The sequence below is a fragment of the Hyphomicrobium sp. DY-1 genome (assembly GCF_047497105.1).
Classification (GTDB): Bacteria; Pseudomonadota; Alphaproteobacteria; order Rhizobiales; family Hyphomicrobiaceae; genus Hyphomicrobium_B.
Map to the genome: position 1 here is coordinate 1,871,917 of NZ_CP134870.1, position 14,975 is coordinate 1,886,891.

At 59.2% G+C, this 14,975-nt stretch carries 15 protein-coding genes; 9 read left to right on the forward strand and 6 right to left on the reverse strand.

Annotation, left to right across the window (positions count from 1 at the left end):
- Positions 1–82: 82 nt before the first annotated feature.
- Positions 83–1,282 carry an ADP-forming succinate--CoA ligase subunit beta gene (sucC, locus tag RLW41_RS08820; protein WP_414464249.1) on the reverse strand — a complete coding sequence of 400 codons (1,200 nt, stop codon included), beginning with the start codon at positions 1,280–1,282 and terminating at the stop codon, positions 83–85.
- A gap of 197 nt (positions 1,283–1,479) precedes the next feature.
- Between sucC and RLW41_RS08825 the strand changes: the two genes are divergently transcribed.
- Positions 1,480–2,118: a 2OG-Fe(II) oxygenase gene (locus RLW41_RS08825; RefSeq protein ID WP_409561484.1), complete on the forward strand. Its 639-nt coding sequence runs from the start codon at positions 1,480–1,482 to the stop codon at positions 2,116–2,118.
- A gap of 60 nt (positions 2,119–2,178) precedes the next feature.
- Here RLW41_RS08825 and mdh read toward each other — a convergent pair whose 3' ends face one another.
- Both mdh and zapE read right to left on the reverse strand, forming a co-directional pair.
- Complete coding sequence (gene mdh, locus RLW41_RS08830; RefSeq protein ID WP_414464250.1) at positions 2,179–3,150, reverse strand: malate dehydrogenase; 972 nt, start codon at positions 3,148–3,150, stop codon at positions 2,179–2,181.
- A gap of 184 nt (positions 3,151–3,334) precedes the next feature.
- Entirely contained in the window at positions 3,335–4,438 is a 1,104-nt protein-coding gene (gene zapE / locus RLW41_RS08835; protein WP_409561486.1) for a cell division protein ZapE, read from the reverse strand.
- Positions 4,439–4,715: 277 nt separating this feature from the next.
- On the opposite strand from zapE, the gene RLW41_RS08840 reads away from it, so the two are divergent.
- Together RLW41_RS08840 and RLW41_RS08845 are read left to right on the forward strand one after the other, a co-directional pair.
- Positions 4,716–5,312 (forward strand): N-acetyltransferase family protein, encoded by a 597-nt coding sequence (locus RLW41_RS08840; RefSeq protein ID WP_414464251.1) that lies wholly within the window; start codon positions 4,716–4,718, stop codon positions 5,310–5,312.
- A gap of 281 nt (positions 5,313–5,593) precedes the next feature.
- Entirely contained in the window at positions 5,594–5,734 is a 141-nt protein-coding gene (locus RLW41_RS08845; protein ID WP_013950131.1) for a hypothetical protein, read from the forward strand.
- A gap of 270 nt (positions 5,735–6,004) precedes the next feature.
- Here the strand turns inward: RLW41_RS08845 and RLW41_RS08850 are convergent, their stop codons facing one another.
- Entirely contained in the window at positions 6,005–6,622 is a 618-nt protein-coding gene (locus tag RLW41_RS08850; RefSeq protein ID WP_414464252.1) for a hypothetical protein, read from the reverse strand.
- Between the two features lie 343 nt (positions 6,623–6,965).
- On the opposite strand from RLW41_RS08850, the gene RLW41_RS08855 reads away from it, so the two are divergent.
- The 3 genes from RLW41_RS08855 (at position 6,966) to RLW41_RS08865 (ending at position 9,281) form a co-directional block, all read left to right on the forward strand.
- A complete protein-coding gene (locus RLW41_RS08855; protein ID WP_414464253.1) occupies positions 6,966–7,991 on the forward strand; it encodes an aldo/keto reductase in 1,026 nt (341 codons plus the stop codon).
- Positions 7,992–8,121: 130 nt separating this feature from the next.
- A complete protein-coding gene (ppk2, locus tag RLW41_RS08860) occupies positions 8,122–9,048 on the forward strand; it encodes a polyphosphate kinase 2 (protein WP_409561490.1) in 927 nt (308 codons plus the stop codon).
- 80 nt (positions 9,049–9,128) lie between these two features.
- Complete coding sequence (locus tag RLW41_RS08865) at positions 9,129–9,281, forward strand: hypothetical protein (protein ID WP_409561491.1); 153 nt, start codon at positions 9,129–9,131, stop codon at positions 9,279–9,281.
- Here RLW41_RS08865 and RLW41_RS08870 read toward each other — a convergent pair.
- Together RLW41_RS08870 and RLW41_RS08875 are read right to left on the reverse strand one after the other, a co-directional pair.
- Positions 9,278–10,210 carry a hypothetical protein gene (locus RLW41_RS08870; RefSeq protein WP_409561492.1) on the reverse strand — a complete coding sequence of 311 codons (933 nt, stop codon included), beginning with the start codon at positions 10,208–10,210 and terminating at the stop codon, positions 9,278–9,280. The genes RLW41_RS08865 and RLW41_RS08870 overlap by 4 nt on opposite strands.
- Before the next feature lie 112 nt (positions 10,211–10,322).
- On the reverse strand, positions 10,323–10,955 hold the full coding sequence (locus tag RLW41_RS08875; protein ID WP_414464582.1) for a YggS family pyridoxal phosphate-dependent enzyme: 633 nt from the start codon (positions 10,953–10,955) through the stop codon (positions 10,323–10,325).
- A gap of 176 nt (positions 10,956–11,131) precedes the next feature.
- Between RLW41_RS08875 and RLW41_RS08880 the strand changes: the two genes are divergently transcribed.
- The 3 genes from RLW41_RS08880 (at position 11,132) to RLW41_RS08890 (ending at position 14,967) form a co-directional block, all read left to right on the forward strand.
- Positions 11,132–11,536: a GlcG/HbpS family heme-binding protein gene (locus RLW41_RS08880; RefSeq protein WP_414464254.1), complete on the forward strand. Its 405-nt coding sequence runs from the start codon at positions 11,132–11,134 to the stop codon at positions 11,534–11,536.
- A 247-nt stretch (positions 11,537–11,783) separates the two neighbouring features.
- A complete protein-coding gene (leuS, locus tag RLW41_RS08885; protein ID WP_414464255.1) occupies positions 11,784–14,408 on the forward strand; it encodes a leucine--tRNA ligase in 2,625 nt (874 codons plus the stop codon).
- A complete protein-coding gene (locus RLW41_RS08890) occupies positions 14,395–14,967 on the forward strand; it encodes a hypothetical protein (RefSeq protein WP_414464256.1) in 573 nt (190 codons plus the stop codon). Before leuS ends, RLW41_RS08890 begins: the two co-directional genes overlap by 14 nt.
- Positions 14,968–14,975 lie beyond the last annotated feature (8 nt).

Here is a 14,975-nt window from a genome sequence, read left to right on the forward strand (position 1 = left end):
GCGCATTTTTTGCGGTGCAGCAAGTAGAACTGACGTACCAGGAGCATTGAAATTGCTGCTCCTAGCGCGTTCGACCCCCGGTTTAAGCGGGCTGCTTGAGCTGATCGGTGATTTTCTTGGCCGCGTCGGCGAGATCGTCGGCCGGAATGATCTTAAGGCCCGACTCCTTCAGGATTTTTTTGCCCAGATCGACGTTCGTGCCCTCCAGGCGGACGACGAGCGGCACGTTGATCGCCATCTCGCGGGCCGCGGCGACGACACCTTCAGCGATGATATCGCAACGCATGATGCCGCCGAAGATATTGACCAGGATGCCTTTGACGGCCGGATCTTCGAGAATGAGCTTAAAGGCTGCCTGGACTTTTTCCTTCGATGCGCCGCCACCGACGTCGAGGAAGTTCGCAGGCTCGGCGCCATAGAGCTTGATGATGTCCATGGTCGCCATGGCAAGGCCCGCGCCGTTCACGAGGCAGCCGATGTTGCCGTCGAGCTTGACGAAGGCGAGATCGTATTTCGAGGCTTCGATTTCGGTCGGGTCTTCTTCGCCGAGGTCACGCATGGCAACGATCTCGGGATGGCGATAGAGCGCGTTTGAATCGAAATCCATCTTGCCGTCCAGGCAGATGAGCTTGCCGTCCTTGGTGACGACGAGCGGATTGATCTCGAGCAGGCTCATGTCCTTCTCGACGACCATCTTGAACAGGTTCTCAACAAGCTTTCCACAGGTCTTCACCTGATCGCCCGTGAGGCCCAGCGCGAACGCGACCTTGCGTCCGTGGAATGGCTGGTATCCGGTCGCGGGATCAATCGTCAGCGTGTGGATCTTTTCCGGAGTGTCGTGCGCAACATCCTCGATGTTCATGCCGCCCGCCTGGCTGACGATGAACGCGACGCGCGAGGTCGCGCGATCGACGAGGGCCGAGAGATAAAGCTCACGCTCGATGGCGGAGCCGTCTTCTATATAGAGGCGATTGACGACGCGGCCCGCCGGTCCGGTCTGGACCGTGACGAGCGTGTTTCCGAGCATCTCCTTAGCGAAGGTTTCGACTTCCTCCAGCGACTTGGCGAGACGGACGCCGCCTTTGTCTCCGGCTGAGGCTTCCTTGAACTTGCCTTTGCCGCGACCGCCCGCGTGAATCTGAGCTTTGACGACCCAGACCGGACCGGGAAGTTTCTTTGCTGCGGCGACGGCTTCTTCGACCGAGAAAGCGGGAAAACCATTCGGTGTCGGAACCGCGTACTGACGATAAAGCTCTTTCGCCTGGTACTCGTGAATGTTCATGCTCTCGCCTTGCTCCACAAAAGATTGTCATAGCCTGCACTGGAACATGTCGCGCCGCTTTTACGCCCTAATTTAAGGGGGTAAAGGTGCCCTTCACGGGCAATTGTCGACAGGCGGCGAGACCGCCTCTTGAGTCGACACTGGCGCCGCCGTAAATCGTTTTTCAATACGGGTTCAGTCAACAACGGGGAACGTCCATGACTTTTGCCTGCATCAACATTGATGGCTTGAAGGCCGCGCGTACCGGTCGCGATCCCTTCAATTATCTGGTCGGCGAAAACTTCATTCAGTCGCCGGCGGTCGAGCCGCTGAAGGCCGACTTTCCGGATCTGAAAGAGCCGGGCTTTCTGACGGAGACCGACATCGGCGACCGTATCCATGGCGCATTCGAGAAGCTTCTGGCCGATCTGAAGAGCCCGGAAGTTTCGAAGATCGTTTCGGAGAAGCTCGACATCGATCTCGTCGGCAAGCCGAAGATGATCACCATCCGCAAGCTCTCGGCCGCGAAGGACGGACGCATTCACACGGACGGCGAAGCCAAGATCGCCACCATGCTCACCTACTTGAACGACAAGTGGGACGGCACGGGCGCGGGCTGCCTGCGTGTGCTGAAGAACGACCACGATTTCGAGGATTACACCGAGCAGGTCAGCCCGCTGACGGGCACTGTCTTTGCTTTCCGCCGGTCGGACTGGTCGTGGCATGGCCACACGCCGTTCGTCGGCGAACGGCGTGTCGTGCAGATGACGTGGCTGCGCAGCGAAGCCGACGTGGCGCGGAAAGAGAAGCGCGGCGCGCTCTCGCACAGCCTCAAAAAGATGTTCAAGTTCGGCTGAGGCTGAACTTTCGATCGGCAATGAGGAGTGGCGTGACTGCACGGTTGCGCCGCTCCTTTTTTATTTTGCGAGAGCCGGGCTGATCGTCTTGCACGCTTCGATGAGGCCCTGCACGGAGGCGACCGACTTCGCGAACATCGCCTTCTCGCCTTCGTCCATGGCGAGTTCGACGACTTTTTCGACGCCGCCCGCACCGATGATGACCGGCACGCCGACGTAGGTGTCTTTCAGGCCGTATTCGCCATTCAAGTGCGCGGCGCAGGGGAGCATCCGCTTCTTGTCCTTGAGATAGCTCTCGGCCATCGCGATCGCAGAGGCTGCAGGCGCATAGAACGCCGAACCGGTACCGAGCAGCCCGACGATCTCACCGCCACCGCCGCGCGTGCGCTTGATCATTGCATCGAGGCTTTCCTGCGAGAAGAAGCCGAGCTTCACGCAATCAGGCAGCGGCACGCCGCCGATCGTCGAATAGCGGACCATCGGCACCATGTCGTCGCCGTGACCACCGAGCGTCATGGCGCGCACGTCTTCAATCGAGACGCCAGCGGCTTCGGCGAGGAAGCAGGAGAAGCGCGCGCTGTCGAGCACGCCTGCCATGCCGACGACCTTGTTTGCCGGAAGGCCTGAAAACTTCTGCAGCGCCCAGACCATGGCGTCGAGCGGGTTGGTGATACAGATGACGAAAGCATTCGGCGCATGCGTTTTAATTGCCGCGCCGACCTGCTCCATCACCTTGAGATTGGTGCCAATGAGATCGTCGCGGCTCATGCCGGGCTTGCGCGGAACGCCGGCGGTGACGATGCAGACGTCGGCGCCGGCGATGGCTTCATATTCATCGGTGCCGGCGCCGGACAGCTTGGCGTTGTAGCCCTCGACTGCCGCCGTCTGCGCCAGATCGAGCGCTTTGCCCTTTGCGACGCCCGCCAACATGTCGGTCATGACGATGTCGCCGAGTTCCTTGAGCCCGGCCAAGAGGGCAAGCGTTCCACCGATCTGTCCGGATCCGATCAGTGCAATTTTGGTGCGCGCCATGCTGCTTCCCCCAGGATCAATTCATTAATGACTATGTCTGCGACAAACGATTACAGCGTTGCTGCCTAATCAAAATCCTCAGGGCGTCAAGCGCAAGCCGCAAGTTTCATCCGAAAGTCTCATCGCACGGTGAGAAAGCGGGCGCCACTGCCCGATTGGATCAGAATTGCCTGTCCGTTTGCCGTTAATGACGGCTGCGACCGCCGGAGTGCCCGGCAAGATAGGCTTCGGAGCGCATTTCGGTGAGGCGGGATGCCGTGCGCTCGAACAGTTCAGCGCCGTCGCCTTTCGGATAAAGAGCCGAGGGTTCGGCCGCCGCCGAGGCGATGAGACAAATGCGATTATCATAAAAAGCGTCGACCAGCGTGATGAAACGGCGGGCAACGTCGCGGCGGTCGGGTGTCAACAGCGGGATGTCGTCGATCAAAACCGTATGGAAGGCGTGCGCGATGTGTAGATAATCGTTGGCGCCGAGCGGCACATCGCAGAGATCACGGAAATTGAAGCGGGCGACACCCATCGACGCGAGCGGTACCGGCACCTTCCGGCCCAGCACTTCGATAATCTGCGGCTTGCCCGGATGATTGCCGGTCAGGCGTGACCAGTGCGTATCGAGCGCGGCCTTCGCGGCGGTGTCAGAGGGATAAAAATAGAGCTGAAGACCCGACAGCTTATCGAGGCGGAAGTCTTTCTTGGCGCCAAGCTCAATGACATCCAGTTTCTTTTCCAGAAGCGCGATGAAGGGGAGGAAAAGCTGGCGGTTGAGACCGTTCTTATAGAGGTTGGCGGGAACGGCATTCGACGTCGTGACGATGATTGTACCGGCAGCGAACAACGCTTCGAACAGACGCCCCAGGATCATCGCATCGGCGATGTCAGTGACGTGCATTTCGTCGAAGCAGAGAAGGCGCGCCTCTTTCGCAATCTCTTCGGCGACGTGCGGGATCGGATCGCCTGGCACATCGTGGCGCGCTCTGGCAATGCGATCATGAACGTCGGCCATGAATTCGTGGAAGTGCGCGCGGCGCTTGGGTGCGAAGGATGTCTCTTCGAAAAAGAGATCCATCAGCATCGTCTTGCCACGACCGACCGAGCCCCAGATATAGAGCCCGCGCGGCGGCTCCGGCGGCTTGCCGAACAGTTTCGACAGCACGCCGTTCTTGGGTTTGTAGGACGCGAGCTGCATTTCGAGCGCATCAAGACGAGCGGCGACCTCGGCTTGTGCGGGGTCTGACTCGATTTCGTTTTCCGCCAGCCGCCGCCGATATCCCTCGAGGATTTTCGCCATCATGCCCTCAACCACCTGCTGGTAACTTCGGTAATCGTGCGAACGCGGAAGACGCAACAGGCAGGAGCCGCGACGAATTGAAGTGGCGGATTGCCACCGCTCCGCTGGCGACTACCGCCGAACGCCGTCCGTTCAGGCGCGCTTCATCTCCGTCGGTTAAAAGTGCATTGCTGCCTTGCAGCATTTTCTATCGCTCCGCACAAAATCATCGCCATTTTAGCGGACGAATTAAGCGGTTAACGGCTGGCGGGCCGCCCGCATCGAGGAGTTGGTTACAATGTTGAATGAGGCCCCGGAGGCAGGCGCCGAACATATCGGATTGATCCGCCGCTTGCTGACGAGCGAAACCTATCTGCTGCGCGAACATCTGCAGCGTCTCGATCATGAGGCGCGGCATCGTCGGTTCGGGCACAATGTGTCGGATGACTTCATCAACCGATATGCAGCGCACGCCGGCGACTTCGGCAACGTCACGTTCGGATATTTCGTCGATGGCGAAGTGCGCGCGGTTGCCGAGTTGCGTCCTGAGATTCTGATGCATCGCGACGGCGCTGAAGTTGCGTTCTCGGTGGAGAGGCCGTTCGTCAATCGCGGAATTGCAACGCAATTGATGGGCCGTGTCATTCGTACCGCTCGCAATCGCGGATTTCGGCACCTCATTCTTGTTTGCTTACCCGACAACGCGAAGATGCAAGCCATCGCGCGTCACTATGGAGCCGAACTCAAAGTCGAAGATGGATCGATCATCGCCGACATCGTGCCGAAGGATCCAGATTACCAGTCGTGGTTCTCCGAGATCCTCGATGAGCGGATGACATATCTTCAGTCGGCGCTCGATTTGCAAAAGCGCGTGCGCGGATCAATTGCGTTGTGATGCTCGTCGCGCTCGCTGCGAAGATGTGAAATTGCGATTTTTTGAGTTTGGAACGGCACTGCAGCAGGCTCGGCGCGCTGCGAAATTTGCCGGTGGGAGTCTAGCCAGGGACCCCCAAAAGGCGAAAAATAAGAAAAAATGCGACTTTAATGTCACAGATGACCGTTAATAAACTCCTTTTTGCCCGCAATATCAAACTTCTTCGTCTACAAACTTCTGGAATTTGCTCATGTTTGCAGAGTTCGAGCTGATTCGAACATCCTAGAGGGAGATTTAGAACTATGGCTAAGGCAGTTAAAGCAGCGAAGAAGACGGCGGCTAAGAAGACCTCGGCTCGCAAGAAGCCGGTCGCGAAGAAGGCCCCCGCCAAGAAGACGGTCAAGAAGGCTGTCAAGAAGACCGCGAAGAAGAAGGCCGCCTAATCCATTCGCGTTTCGGGGCCATGGACTGGGCATTCTGGCTTCGATCGCAAATGCTTATTGGCGAACGGGCGCCCCTACTAGCGCCCCTTCCTTTCCGAGAAATGGCCGGGCGACAGCGATAGCGTCACCGGCCATATTCTTTGGGACCAACCGAATTCCTGCCCAGCTGCTTAAGTTGCAGCATCATCTCTTTTTTTGATTCATATGAAACGCGTCCGGGCAGGTCGAAATCTCGACCTGCCCGATTTTATTGCGTTGTTGCGGACGTTATCAACCCGAGGTGCGGAACACAGCGCCGGCAACCGACATCGGCCGCTCGCGGACCCTGTTTCCGTCATTACCCGACTTGACGATCCATTGGCCATTTGCGGAACGGCCGGTGATCATGCCGACGTGATGCGGCCAGACGACCACGGCGCCGACCCGCGGGCCGCTCGGACGCCCGTAATGGCGCCAGTTGGCAGCGAGATTATATTCCGGACCGCCGCCAAGTTGCGTGCGCATCCACCAGCCGCACCACGCGCGCGGACGGCCACCGACGCCACCTGCCGATGCATACCGGCGGCGGCCGCTCGAATAGTGGCGTTGCGCGTAGCGACGCTGGCCGTAGTAGTGGCGGTGTACGCGACCGCTGTAGGCATAACGGCGACGCTCGCTCGAGCGATACGCGTAGCGGGATGCCGACTTGCGGTGCGCGTACTGACGGCGGGTATAGCGGCGGTCAGCGCGTTGGGCGTAGCGTCCGCTGTAGGCCCGCCTGCCATTCCAATGCGCGTGAGAACGTTCGTAACGATCCCCCTTATGGCCCCGATACTCGCGGGCCTCCGCCGACGACATCCCAGCCACCCAGGCCAGAGCCATCGCCACTGCGATTAAACCCAATCGCATTTTCCACTCCTTCACTTGTCTTCACAAACGGGGCGCATCCACCGTCTCAATGGGGCAAAAACAAGAGAGGATTCGACGCGCGGCATATCGTCAGAGGACGGCACAACTGACGCGCGTAGGTCGATTCAAGCCGATTTATGAGAAGTTTAGCTCAAATGTTCCGTGATCAGATTTTGTTAATCGCTACTGTTAGGCGAAAAAATTGTGAAGTTTGCGTACGGAACGCCGCCATATGTGAACACTTTTATTGCGCTGCAATGGCGCTTATTTGAGCTTTGGCTGCGGCGACTGTCCGCAGTTTGACGCCATAAATTCGCACATTCAAATTCAAAGGACGCATTTCATGGACTATCGACGGCTCGGCGCGTCGGGGCTTTCCGTGCCTCTATTGAGCTTCGGTGCAGCGACATTCGGCGGATCGGGGGAATTCTTCGGCGCGTGGGGTTCTAGTGACGTCGCGGAAGCGCGGCGCATGATCGATCTCTGTCTTGACGCTGGAGTTACGCTTTTCGATACGGCCGATATTTATTCCAAGGGCAATTCGGAAACCGTTCTTGGCGAAGCCCTGAAAGGGCGCAGAGATAAAGCTCTGATTTCGACAAAAGCGACGTTCCGTTTCGGTGATGATCCAAATGATGTCGGCTCGTCGCGATTTCACATTCTGAAAACCTGCGAAGCGCAACTCAAGCGTTTGCAGACCGACCATATCGATATCTTCCAATTGCACGGCTTCGACGCAATGACGCCGCCGGAAGAAGTTCTGTCCACGCTCGATCAATTGGTTCGCGACGGCAAAATTCGCTACGTCGGCGTTTCGAATTTTTCGGGCTGGCATTTGATGAAGTCGCTGGCTGTTGCGGACCGCTACGGATACCCGCGCTACGTCGCCAACCAGACCTATTATTCGCTGATCGGGCGCGATTACGAATGGGAGCTGATGCCTCTGGGATTGGATCAGGGGCTCGGCGCGCTCGTTTGGAGCCCGCTCGGATGGGGCCGTCTCACAGGCAAGATCCGCCGCGGTCAGCCGCTTCCAGAAGTTAGCCGCCTGCACAAGACCGCCGACATGGGGCCGCCGGTATCTGATGAGTACGTCTACACCGTCGTCGATGCGCTCGACGAGGTCGCGAAAGAGACGGGAAAGAGCATCCCGCAGATCGCACTCAACTGGCTGTTGCACCGGCCGACGGTTTCGAGCGTCATCATCGGCGCGCGGAATGAGCAGCAATTGAAGGACAATCTCGGCGCCATCGGCTGGAGCCTGACAGCGGAACAGATTGCCAAGCTCGACGCCGCGAGCGAAACGCCGAAGGCCTATCCCTACTGGCATCAGTCGGGCTTTGCGGAACGCAATCCGCCGCCAGTATAATTTGCTTTCAGGTCAGCGCCGTTCGACAAGCTTGGCCAATGGCCAAGCTTGTCACAGCGATGTCACATGGCTCGTTTGTCTATCGGCCTTGCGGGTTGAAGCGAGCCACTAAGAAAGAGGTTATCGAGCGATGATGGACGAGCAGGACAAAAGCGACCGCGCGATGATGGCACGCGTCGAAGCCGAGATCGCCGACAGCTTCGATGAAGAGCTTGAAATGGAGCTCGACGACAATCGGCTCGCCCGCCTGCTCGACGGCAAGGATCACGACGAAGATGCCGGTCTTCTCGACCGGCAGTTCTATTTCAAGGAATTGTTCCGTCTGCAGCATGAGTTGATCAAGCTGCAGGACTGGGTCGTCAACGCGAAGGCGAAAGTCGTCGTCGTGTTCGAAGGGCGCGATGCGGCCGGCAAGGGCGGCGTCATCAAGCGCATCACGCAGCGCCTCAATCCGCGTGTCGTACGCGTCGTCGCGTTGTCGGCACCGACCGAACGCGAGCGATCACAATGGTATTTCCAGCGTTATGTTCCGCACCTTCCAGCAGGCGGCGAGGTCGTGCTGTTCGACCGCTCCTGGTACAATCGCGCGGGCGTCGAGCGCGTCATGGGTTTCTGCACGGAAAACGATGTTGAAGAGTTTTTCCGTGACGTTCCCGAGTTTGAGAAGATGCTCGCACGCTCGGGCATTACACTGATCAAATATTGGTTCTCGATCTCCGACGATGAACAGCATCTGCGGTTTCAGATGCGTATTCACGATCCGATCAAGCAGTGGAAGCTGTCGCCGATGGATCTGGAATCGCGCCGCCGTTGGGAAGACTACACCAAGGCCAAGGAAGCGATGCTGGAGCGCACGCACATTCCGGAAGCGCCGTGGTGGATCGTCCATGCCGACGACAAGAAGCGGGCGCGGCTCAACTGCATCCATCACCTGCTGAGCCAGATTCCGTACAGCGAAGTGCCACGTGCGCCGGTGGTCCTGCCGGACCGCGTGCACCATCCCGATTATCACCGCATGCCGGTCCCGGACGACATGTACGTGCCGGCGATCTATTAGGTCGTTGCGGCGACGGAACCTTTTCCGATGGCAGAACGTAAGGTGCGGGCTGGCTCACAGGACCGGCTCGGGAGGCCTTTATGCTGTTGCGCTCAATTTTCGCGATCTTAAGCGTGTGCTCGGTCTTTATGCTTTGGGCCATCGCCGTTTCGGCCGATGACGCAAAGCAGGCGAAGTTCGGATCGGAGCATTTGCTTCGGCTGAACTCAGCGCCGATTGATCCCGGCGTTTAACGGATGCGGCGCGGATTCATATAGAGGTCGGCTTCCTGGCGCTGAATTGTGGGCTTCAGCCGGCCGTCGCGGATGTCTCGCGCAATATGTTTGACGTGGCGACGGGCTTGGCTGTTGAACGACACCATGCCGGTGAACAGCTTCATCACTTGCAACAGCCGCTGGTCGATATGGTCGCCGCGCAGTTTGCAGCGCCAGCGTCCGCCGATCGTGAGAATGGCGCCGTCGATGTGGCCGACGTGGTCGCCGTGCTGGTCGATCAGCGTGTAATCGCCACCGAGATTGATATAGTCACGGCGGAACCGGTAAAACCGCGGCTCGCCGTCGTGGATGATGAAGAACGAGAAGTTCTCGGGCAGCAACGGCCATTTGTCGGCTGAGCGTTCGACGCTAATGAGGTTGTCGTCCTCGCTGGTGTTGATTGCGAAGCTCGTCACCGGAAAGCCGCCAGCCGCGAGCGTTTGCTGCACCGAACGGCCGAGCATCATGTCCATGCTGGCTTTCCAGTTCAGCGTATCCGAGAACAGCTTGAGCACGAGACGCTTGTCCATGCCGGTCGCGTCCTTCCAAATTTCCTTGCGATAGCCGAGCACGCCGGTCCGCTCGCCGTTTTCGGTGATCTCGGCGAAGACATCCATGTCGGTCGTGAACTGGCGCGACTTGCCGCGGTTGCGGTCTCGTTTCCACGGTCCGAACTCGATGGAGTTGAAGGGCGTCAGCCAGACGTCAACATTGAAGTCGTGCCAGGACTTCTTTGCGTCTTTTACCGCGGTCTTGCTGGTCTTTTCGAGCTTCGCGACGGAGTCTTTCGACGGATCGGCCTTTGGCGCCTGCTCCAGAACTTCGTCCCGCGCGACGGTGGCGGCTTCGGCCGCGGCGGCCTTTGCTTCGACCTCGACAGGATCTTTTTTCTGGGCAGATGCGGTCATGGCAGTCCTCGCGCGTGTCGATGCACACAGTCCAAGCGAATCACTCGGACGACCCTAGCACTGACGCCACGCGAGACTGAGGTGGGCCAAAAATTTGCGGTGGGAAAACGTGTTACCGCGATCCGAAGATAGCCGAGCCGACACGAACGTAGGTCGCGCCGAACGCAACGGCGGCTTCGAAGTCGCTGCTCATGCCCATGCTTAGGCCGGTCAGCCTAAGCTCGCGAGCAAGCTTGGCAAGAAATGCGAAATGCACGGCGGGTTCTTCGTCGACGGGCGGGATGCACATCAGGCCCGAGATCGGCAGTTTCAACTCATCCTGGCAGAGCGCAACAAACGCCGCCGCCTCGCGGGGCATGACGCCGGCCTTCTGCGGCTCTTCTCCGGTGTTGACTTGCACAAACAGTTCGAGCGCGCGGCCTTGCTTTTCCATTTCGGCGGCGATGGCGCGCGCGATCTTTTCGCGATCGATGGTGTGGATCACATCGAAGAAGGCGACAGCTTCCTTCGCTTTGTTGGATTGCAGCGGGCCGATAAGATGTAGCTTCACATCCGGGAACTCGGTGCGTAGCGGCGGCCACTTACGCTCCGCTTCCTGGACGCGGTTCTCGCCGAAAATTCGCTGCCCTGCAGCAATGACCGGGCGAATGGCATCTGCATCGAAAGTCTTAGAGACAGCAATCAGCTCGACACTTTCAGTGTCGCGGCCGGCAGCCTTGGCGGCGGCAACAATTTCGTCCTTTATGTGCTTTAACCTGTCGACCGCGCTTTCGTGGTAACTGACGCTCGTCACACTTTCCTCACTCGCTGTTCGCTTCCCATAGCCATTCCGACACGCAGTGAACAAGTGTCGCAATTTTGTGGTCAAGCTCCAGCACTACATAACGCATCCGTTCCACCCCCCGCAGAGGAATTCCCCACATGCTGAAACTCGCCGACGCTCGCCGCATCATCGACGCCGCAGAAAAGAAGGCGAAGGAAATCGGCCAGCCGATGAACATCGCCGTCGTCGATGAAGGCGCGAACCTCATTTCGCACATTCGCATGGACAACGCATGGATCGGATCGATCGATATCGCGATCAATAAAGCGTTTACGGCACGTGCCTTCAACATCTCGACCAAAGAGCTTGCCGAAAACAGCCAGCCGGGCGACCAGTTCTTCGGCATTCACGCCTCGAACCATGATCGCGTGATGATCTTCGCAGGCGGCATTCCGCTCAAGGATAAAGACGGCAACGTCGTCGGCGCCATCGGCGTCTCGGGCGGCAGCGGCGTGCAGGATCAGACGGTCGCTGAAGCCGGCGCCGGTGCGCATACGTGCTGAGACCAAATCTGCGCCCGTGCCGACAACTCGGCGCAGGCCTGACCTGACAATAGTAAAAGGCGCTCGTGCTCAGACATGGGCGCTTTTTATTTCAATATGTTACCGCATCTACCTTCATTCTCCATATGAAAGAAATTGAATTCTGCAGCGGTCGCGGAGGGGTCAGCAGAAACCCATCCCTTGACCCTTTTTACCATTCGGGGTCTTTACGGCGTTCCGGCAAGCATTTGAATGAGATCCAGGCCCCATGGCCAACGAACGCTACAACGCGCCCGAGCGTGAAAAACACTGGCAGTCGATCTGGGAAGAGGCGGACATCTTCCGCGCCTCGGAGGATCAGAAGAAGCCTAAGTCGTATGTCCTTGAGATGTTTCCCTATCCGTCGGGGCGCATTCACATGGGCCACGTCCGCAACTACGCGATGGGCGACGTGGTCGCGCGCTACAAGCGGGCGAAGGGCTTCAACGTGCTGCATCCGATGGGCTGGGACGCCTTCGGCATGCCGGCGGAAAATGCCGCGATGGAGCGGAAGGTCCATCCGGGCGCCTGGACCTACGCCAATATCGACACAATGCGGGGACAGCTCAAGTCGATGGGCCTGTCGCTCGACTGGTCGCGCGAGATCGCGACGTGCTCACCCGCTTACTACAGGCACCAGCAGAAGCTCTTTCTCGATCTGCTGAAGAAAGGCCTTGCTTATCGTAAGTCGTCGAAGGTGAATTGGGACCCGGTCGATCACACCGTGCTTGCGAACGAGCAGGTTATCGACGGCCGCGGCTGGCGGTCCGGCGCGCTCGTTGAGCAGCGCGAGCTGACGCAGTGGTTCTTCAAGATCACCGATTACGCTGAAGAGCTGCTCTCCGATCTCGATACGCTTGATAAGTGGCCGGAGAAGGTGCGCCTGATGCAGGCGAACTGGATTGGCCGCTCAGAAGGCATGCTCGTCCGCTGGGCGCTCAATCTGAAGACGGCGCCCAAAGGTTTCGACGAGCTTGAAGTCTACACGACGCGACCCGACACGCTGTTCGGCGCATCGTTCCTGGCGGTTGCCGCAGATCATCCGCTGGCGAAAGCTGCGGCTGAAAAGAACCCAGAACTTGCAGCGTTCTGCGACGAGGTTCGGCGCATGGGCACGTCCGTCGCCGAAATCGAAGCGGCCGAGAAGCGTGGTTTCGATACGGGAATTCGCGCCGTGCACCCGTTCGACGACAGTTGGGAATTGCCCGTCTACGTCGCAAATTTCATTCTGATGGATTACGGCACCGGCGCCATCTTCGGCTGCCCGTCCGGCGACCAGCGCGACATGGATTTCGCGCTGCGTTACAAGCTGCCGGTCGTGCCTGTCATTCTGCCGCCCGGCGAAAAGGTCGAGACGTTCGCGCTGACGAACAAGGCCTACGTCGATGACGGCACGATGATCAATTCGCGCTTTCTCGATGGGCTTTCGACGGATGCCGCATTCGAGGAAGCGGCGAAGCGGCTCGAAAAGCAGAAGCTCGGATCAAAGCCGCAGGGCGCGCGCAAAGTGAATTATCGCTTGCGCGATTGGGGCATTTCGCGTCAGCGCTATTGGGGCTGCCCGATCCCGATCATTCACTGCAAGACGCACGGCCCCGTGCCGGTGCCGGAAAAAGACCTGCCGATCGAACTGCCGGAAGACGCAACGTTCGATAAGCCCGGCAATCCGCTCGACCGGCATCCGACGTGGAAGCACACCACGTGCCCGATCTGCGGCGAGGCGGCTTTACGCGAAACCGATACGATGGACACGTTCGTCGACTCGTCCTGGTACTTCGTGCGCTTCACGGCACCGGAAGCGCCAACACCGGTCGATAAAAGCGCGGCGCAATACTGGCTGCCGGTCGATCAATATATCGGCGGCATCGAGCACGCGATCTTGCATCTGCTCTATTCGCGCTTCTTCGTGCGGGCGATGTGCGACACCGGCCATCTGACGTTTTCGACGAACACGCGCGAGCCGTTTGCGGCGCTGTTCACGCAGGGCATGGTCACGCACGAGACTTACAAATCCGAAGACGGGACCTGGCTGTTGCCGACCGACGTTCGGCTCGAAGGCGAAGGCGCAAGCCGCAAGGCGACCGAGATCGCGACGGGAAAACCGGCCGCGATCGGCTCTATCGAGAAGATGTCGAAGTCGAAGAAGAACCTCGTCGACCCCGACGACATCATCGCCCATTACGGCGCGGACTGCGCCCGCTGGTTTATGCTCTCCGACAGTCCTCCGGAGCGTGACGTCATCTGGACGGAAGCGGGTGTGGCGGGCGCCGGGCGCTTCATCCAGCGCGTCTGGCGAATCGTCGAAGAGGTTGCAGAGGCTTATCCGGGCGAGAAAGGTGCGAAGCCGGCCTCCTTCAGTGGCGAGGCGCTGGAGGTTCGAAAAGCCGCGCACCGAGCGCTGGACGGCGTCGGCAAAGCCATCGACGCCCTTCGGTTCAACGTCGCTGTGGCGAATGTCCACGAGTTTTCCAATGTTCTCCAATCCGCCCTATCGAAGCGGAATCCTGAGACGGCGTGGGCACTTCGCGAGGCAACCGAACTTCTGGTTCTGATGATCGGCCCGATGATGCCGCATTTGGCTGAAGAGTGCTGGGCGCGGCTCGGATACAACACGCTGGTCGCGAACGAACCGTGGCCCGCCGCTGAGGCTGAGCTACTCGTTGACGATCAAGTGACCATTGCCGTACAGGTTAATGGTAAGCGACGGGACGAACTTGTGATTTCGCGCAGTGCGAAGTCCGAGGAAGTTGAGGCGGCGGCGTTGAAGCTTGAGACGGTGGCGCGTGCTCTTGAAGGGCGGTCGCCGAAGAAAGTGATCGTCGTTCCGCAGAGGATCGTGAATGTCGTTGGCTGAGGGGCGGTTTGGACTGGGGGGCAAGTACGGCCTTGCGGCTGTACGTGGCCTGTTTTTGACGTCCGCACTTCTGACACTTCCCATACTTGGCGGCTGCGGCAACGGCGGATTTCATCCGCTCTATGGCTCGGCGCTGATCAACGGCTCCGCAATCAACGAGCGGCTGGCGTCGGTAGATGTCGCGCCGATTCCGGGCCGTGTCGGACAGCGCATCCGCAACGAACTGATCTTCCAGACGACGGGCGGCGGGTCTCCCGCACCGCCGAAGTATCGCCTCGATATCGCAATCCGCGAATCCGTCACGTCGATGCTCGTCGCGGTCGACGGCAACGCGGGCAACCAGATTTACGGCATCGACGCCTCCTACAGCCTCGTGCGGCTGTCGGACAAGAAAGTCGTTGCCACGGGCTCCAGCTACGGCCGGGCATCGTTCGATCGCGTGTCGTCGATCTTTGCCAACGTCGAAGCCCGGCAGGACGCTGAGAACCGCGCGGCCGAAACGGTCGGCGAAGAGCTTCGCACGCGACTGCTCGCCGTTCTCGCGAGCAATCAGGCCTAGCCGCTCTT

Excerpts from the sequence above, each read along its gene's own strand:
- sucC (WP_414464249.1), bottom strand. The coding sequence starts at position 1,282 with ATGAACATTCACGAGTACCAGGCGAAAGAGCTTTATCGTCAGTACGCG.
- RLW41_RS08825 (WP_409561484.1), top strand. The coding sequence starts at position 1,480 with ATGACTTTTGCCTGCATCAACATTGATGGCTTGAAGGCCGCGCGTACC.
- mdh (WP_414464250.1), bottom strand. The coding sequence starts at position 3,150 with ATGGCGCGCACCAAAATTGCACTGATCGGATCCGGACAGATCGGTGGA.
- zapE (WP_409561486.1), bottom strand. The coding sequence starts at position 4,438 with ATGGCGAAAATCCTCGAGGGATATCGGCGGCGGCTGGCGGAAAACGAA.
- RLW41_RS08840 (WP_414464251.1), top strand. The coding sequence starts at position 4,716 with ATGTTGAATGAGGCCCCGGAGGCAGGCGCCGAACATATCGGATTGATC.
- RLW41_RS08845 (WP_013950131.1), top strand. The coding sequence starts at position 5,594 with ATGGCTAAGGCAGTTAAAGCAGCGAAGAAGACGGCGGCTAAGAAGACC.
- RLW41_RS08850 (WP_414464252.1), bottom strand. The coding sequence starts at position 6,622 with ATGCGATTGGGTTTAATCGCAGTGGCGATGGCTCTGGCCTGGGTGGCT.
- RLW41_RS08855 (WP_414464253.1), top strand. The coding sequence starts at position 6,966 with ATGGACTATCGACGGCTCGGCGCGTCGGGGCTTTCCGTGCCTCTATTG.
- ppk2 (WP_409561490.1), top strand. The coding sequence starts at position 8,122 with ATGATGGACGAGCAGGACAAAAGCGACCGCGCGATGATGGCACGCGTC.
- RLW41_RS08865 (WP_409561491.1), top strand. The coding sequence starts at position 9,129 with ATGCTGTTGCGCTCAATTTTCGCGATCTTAAGCGTGTGCTCGGTCTTT.
- RLW41_RS08870 (WP_409561492.1), bottom strand. The coding sequence starts at position 10,210 with ATGACCGCATCTGCCCAGAAAAAAGATCCTGTCGAGGTCGAAGCAAAG.
- RLW41_RS08880 (WP_414464254.1), top strand. The coding sequence starts at position 11,132 with ATGCTGAAACTCGCCGACGCTCGCCGCATCATCGACGCCGCAGAAAAG.
- leuS (WP_414464255.1), top strand. The coding sequence starts at position 11,784 with ATGGCCAACGAACGCTACAACGCGCCCGAGCGTGAAAAACACTGGCAG.
- RLW41_RS08890 (WP_414464256.1), top strand. The coding sequence starts at position 14,395 with ATGTCGTTGGCTGAGGGGCGGTTTGGACTGGGGGGCAAGTACGGCCTT.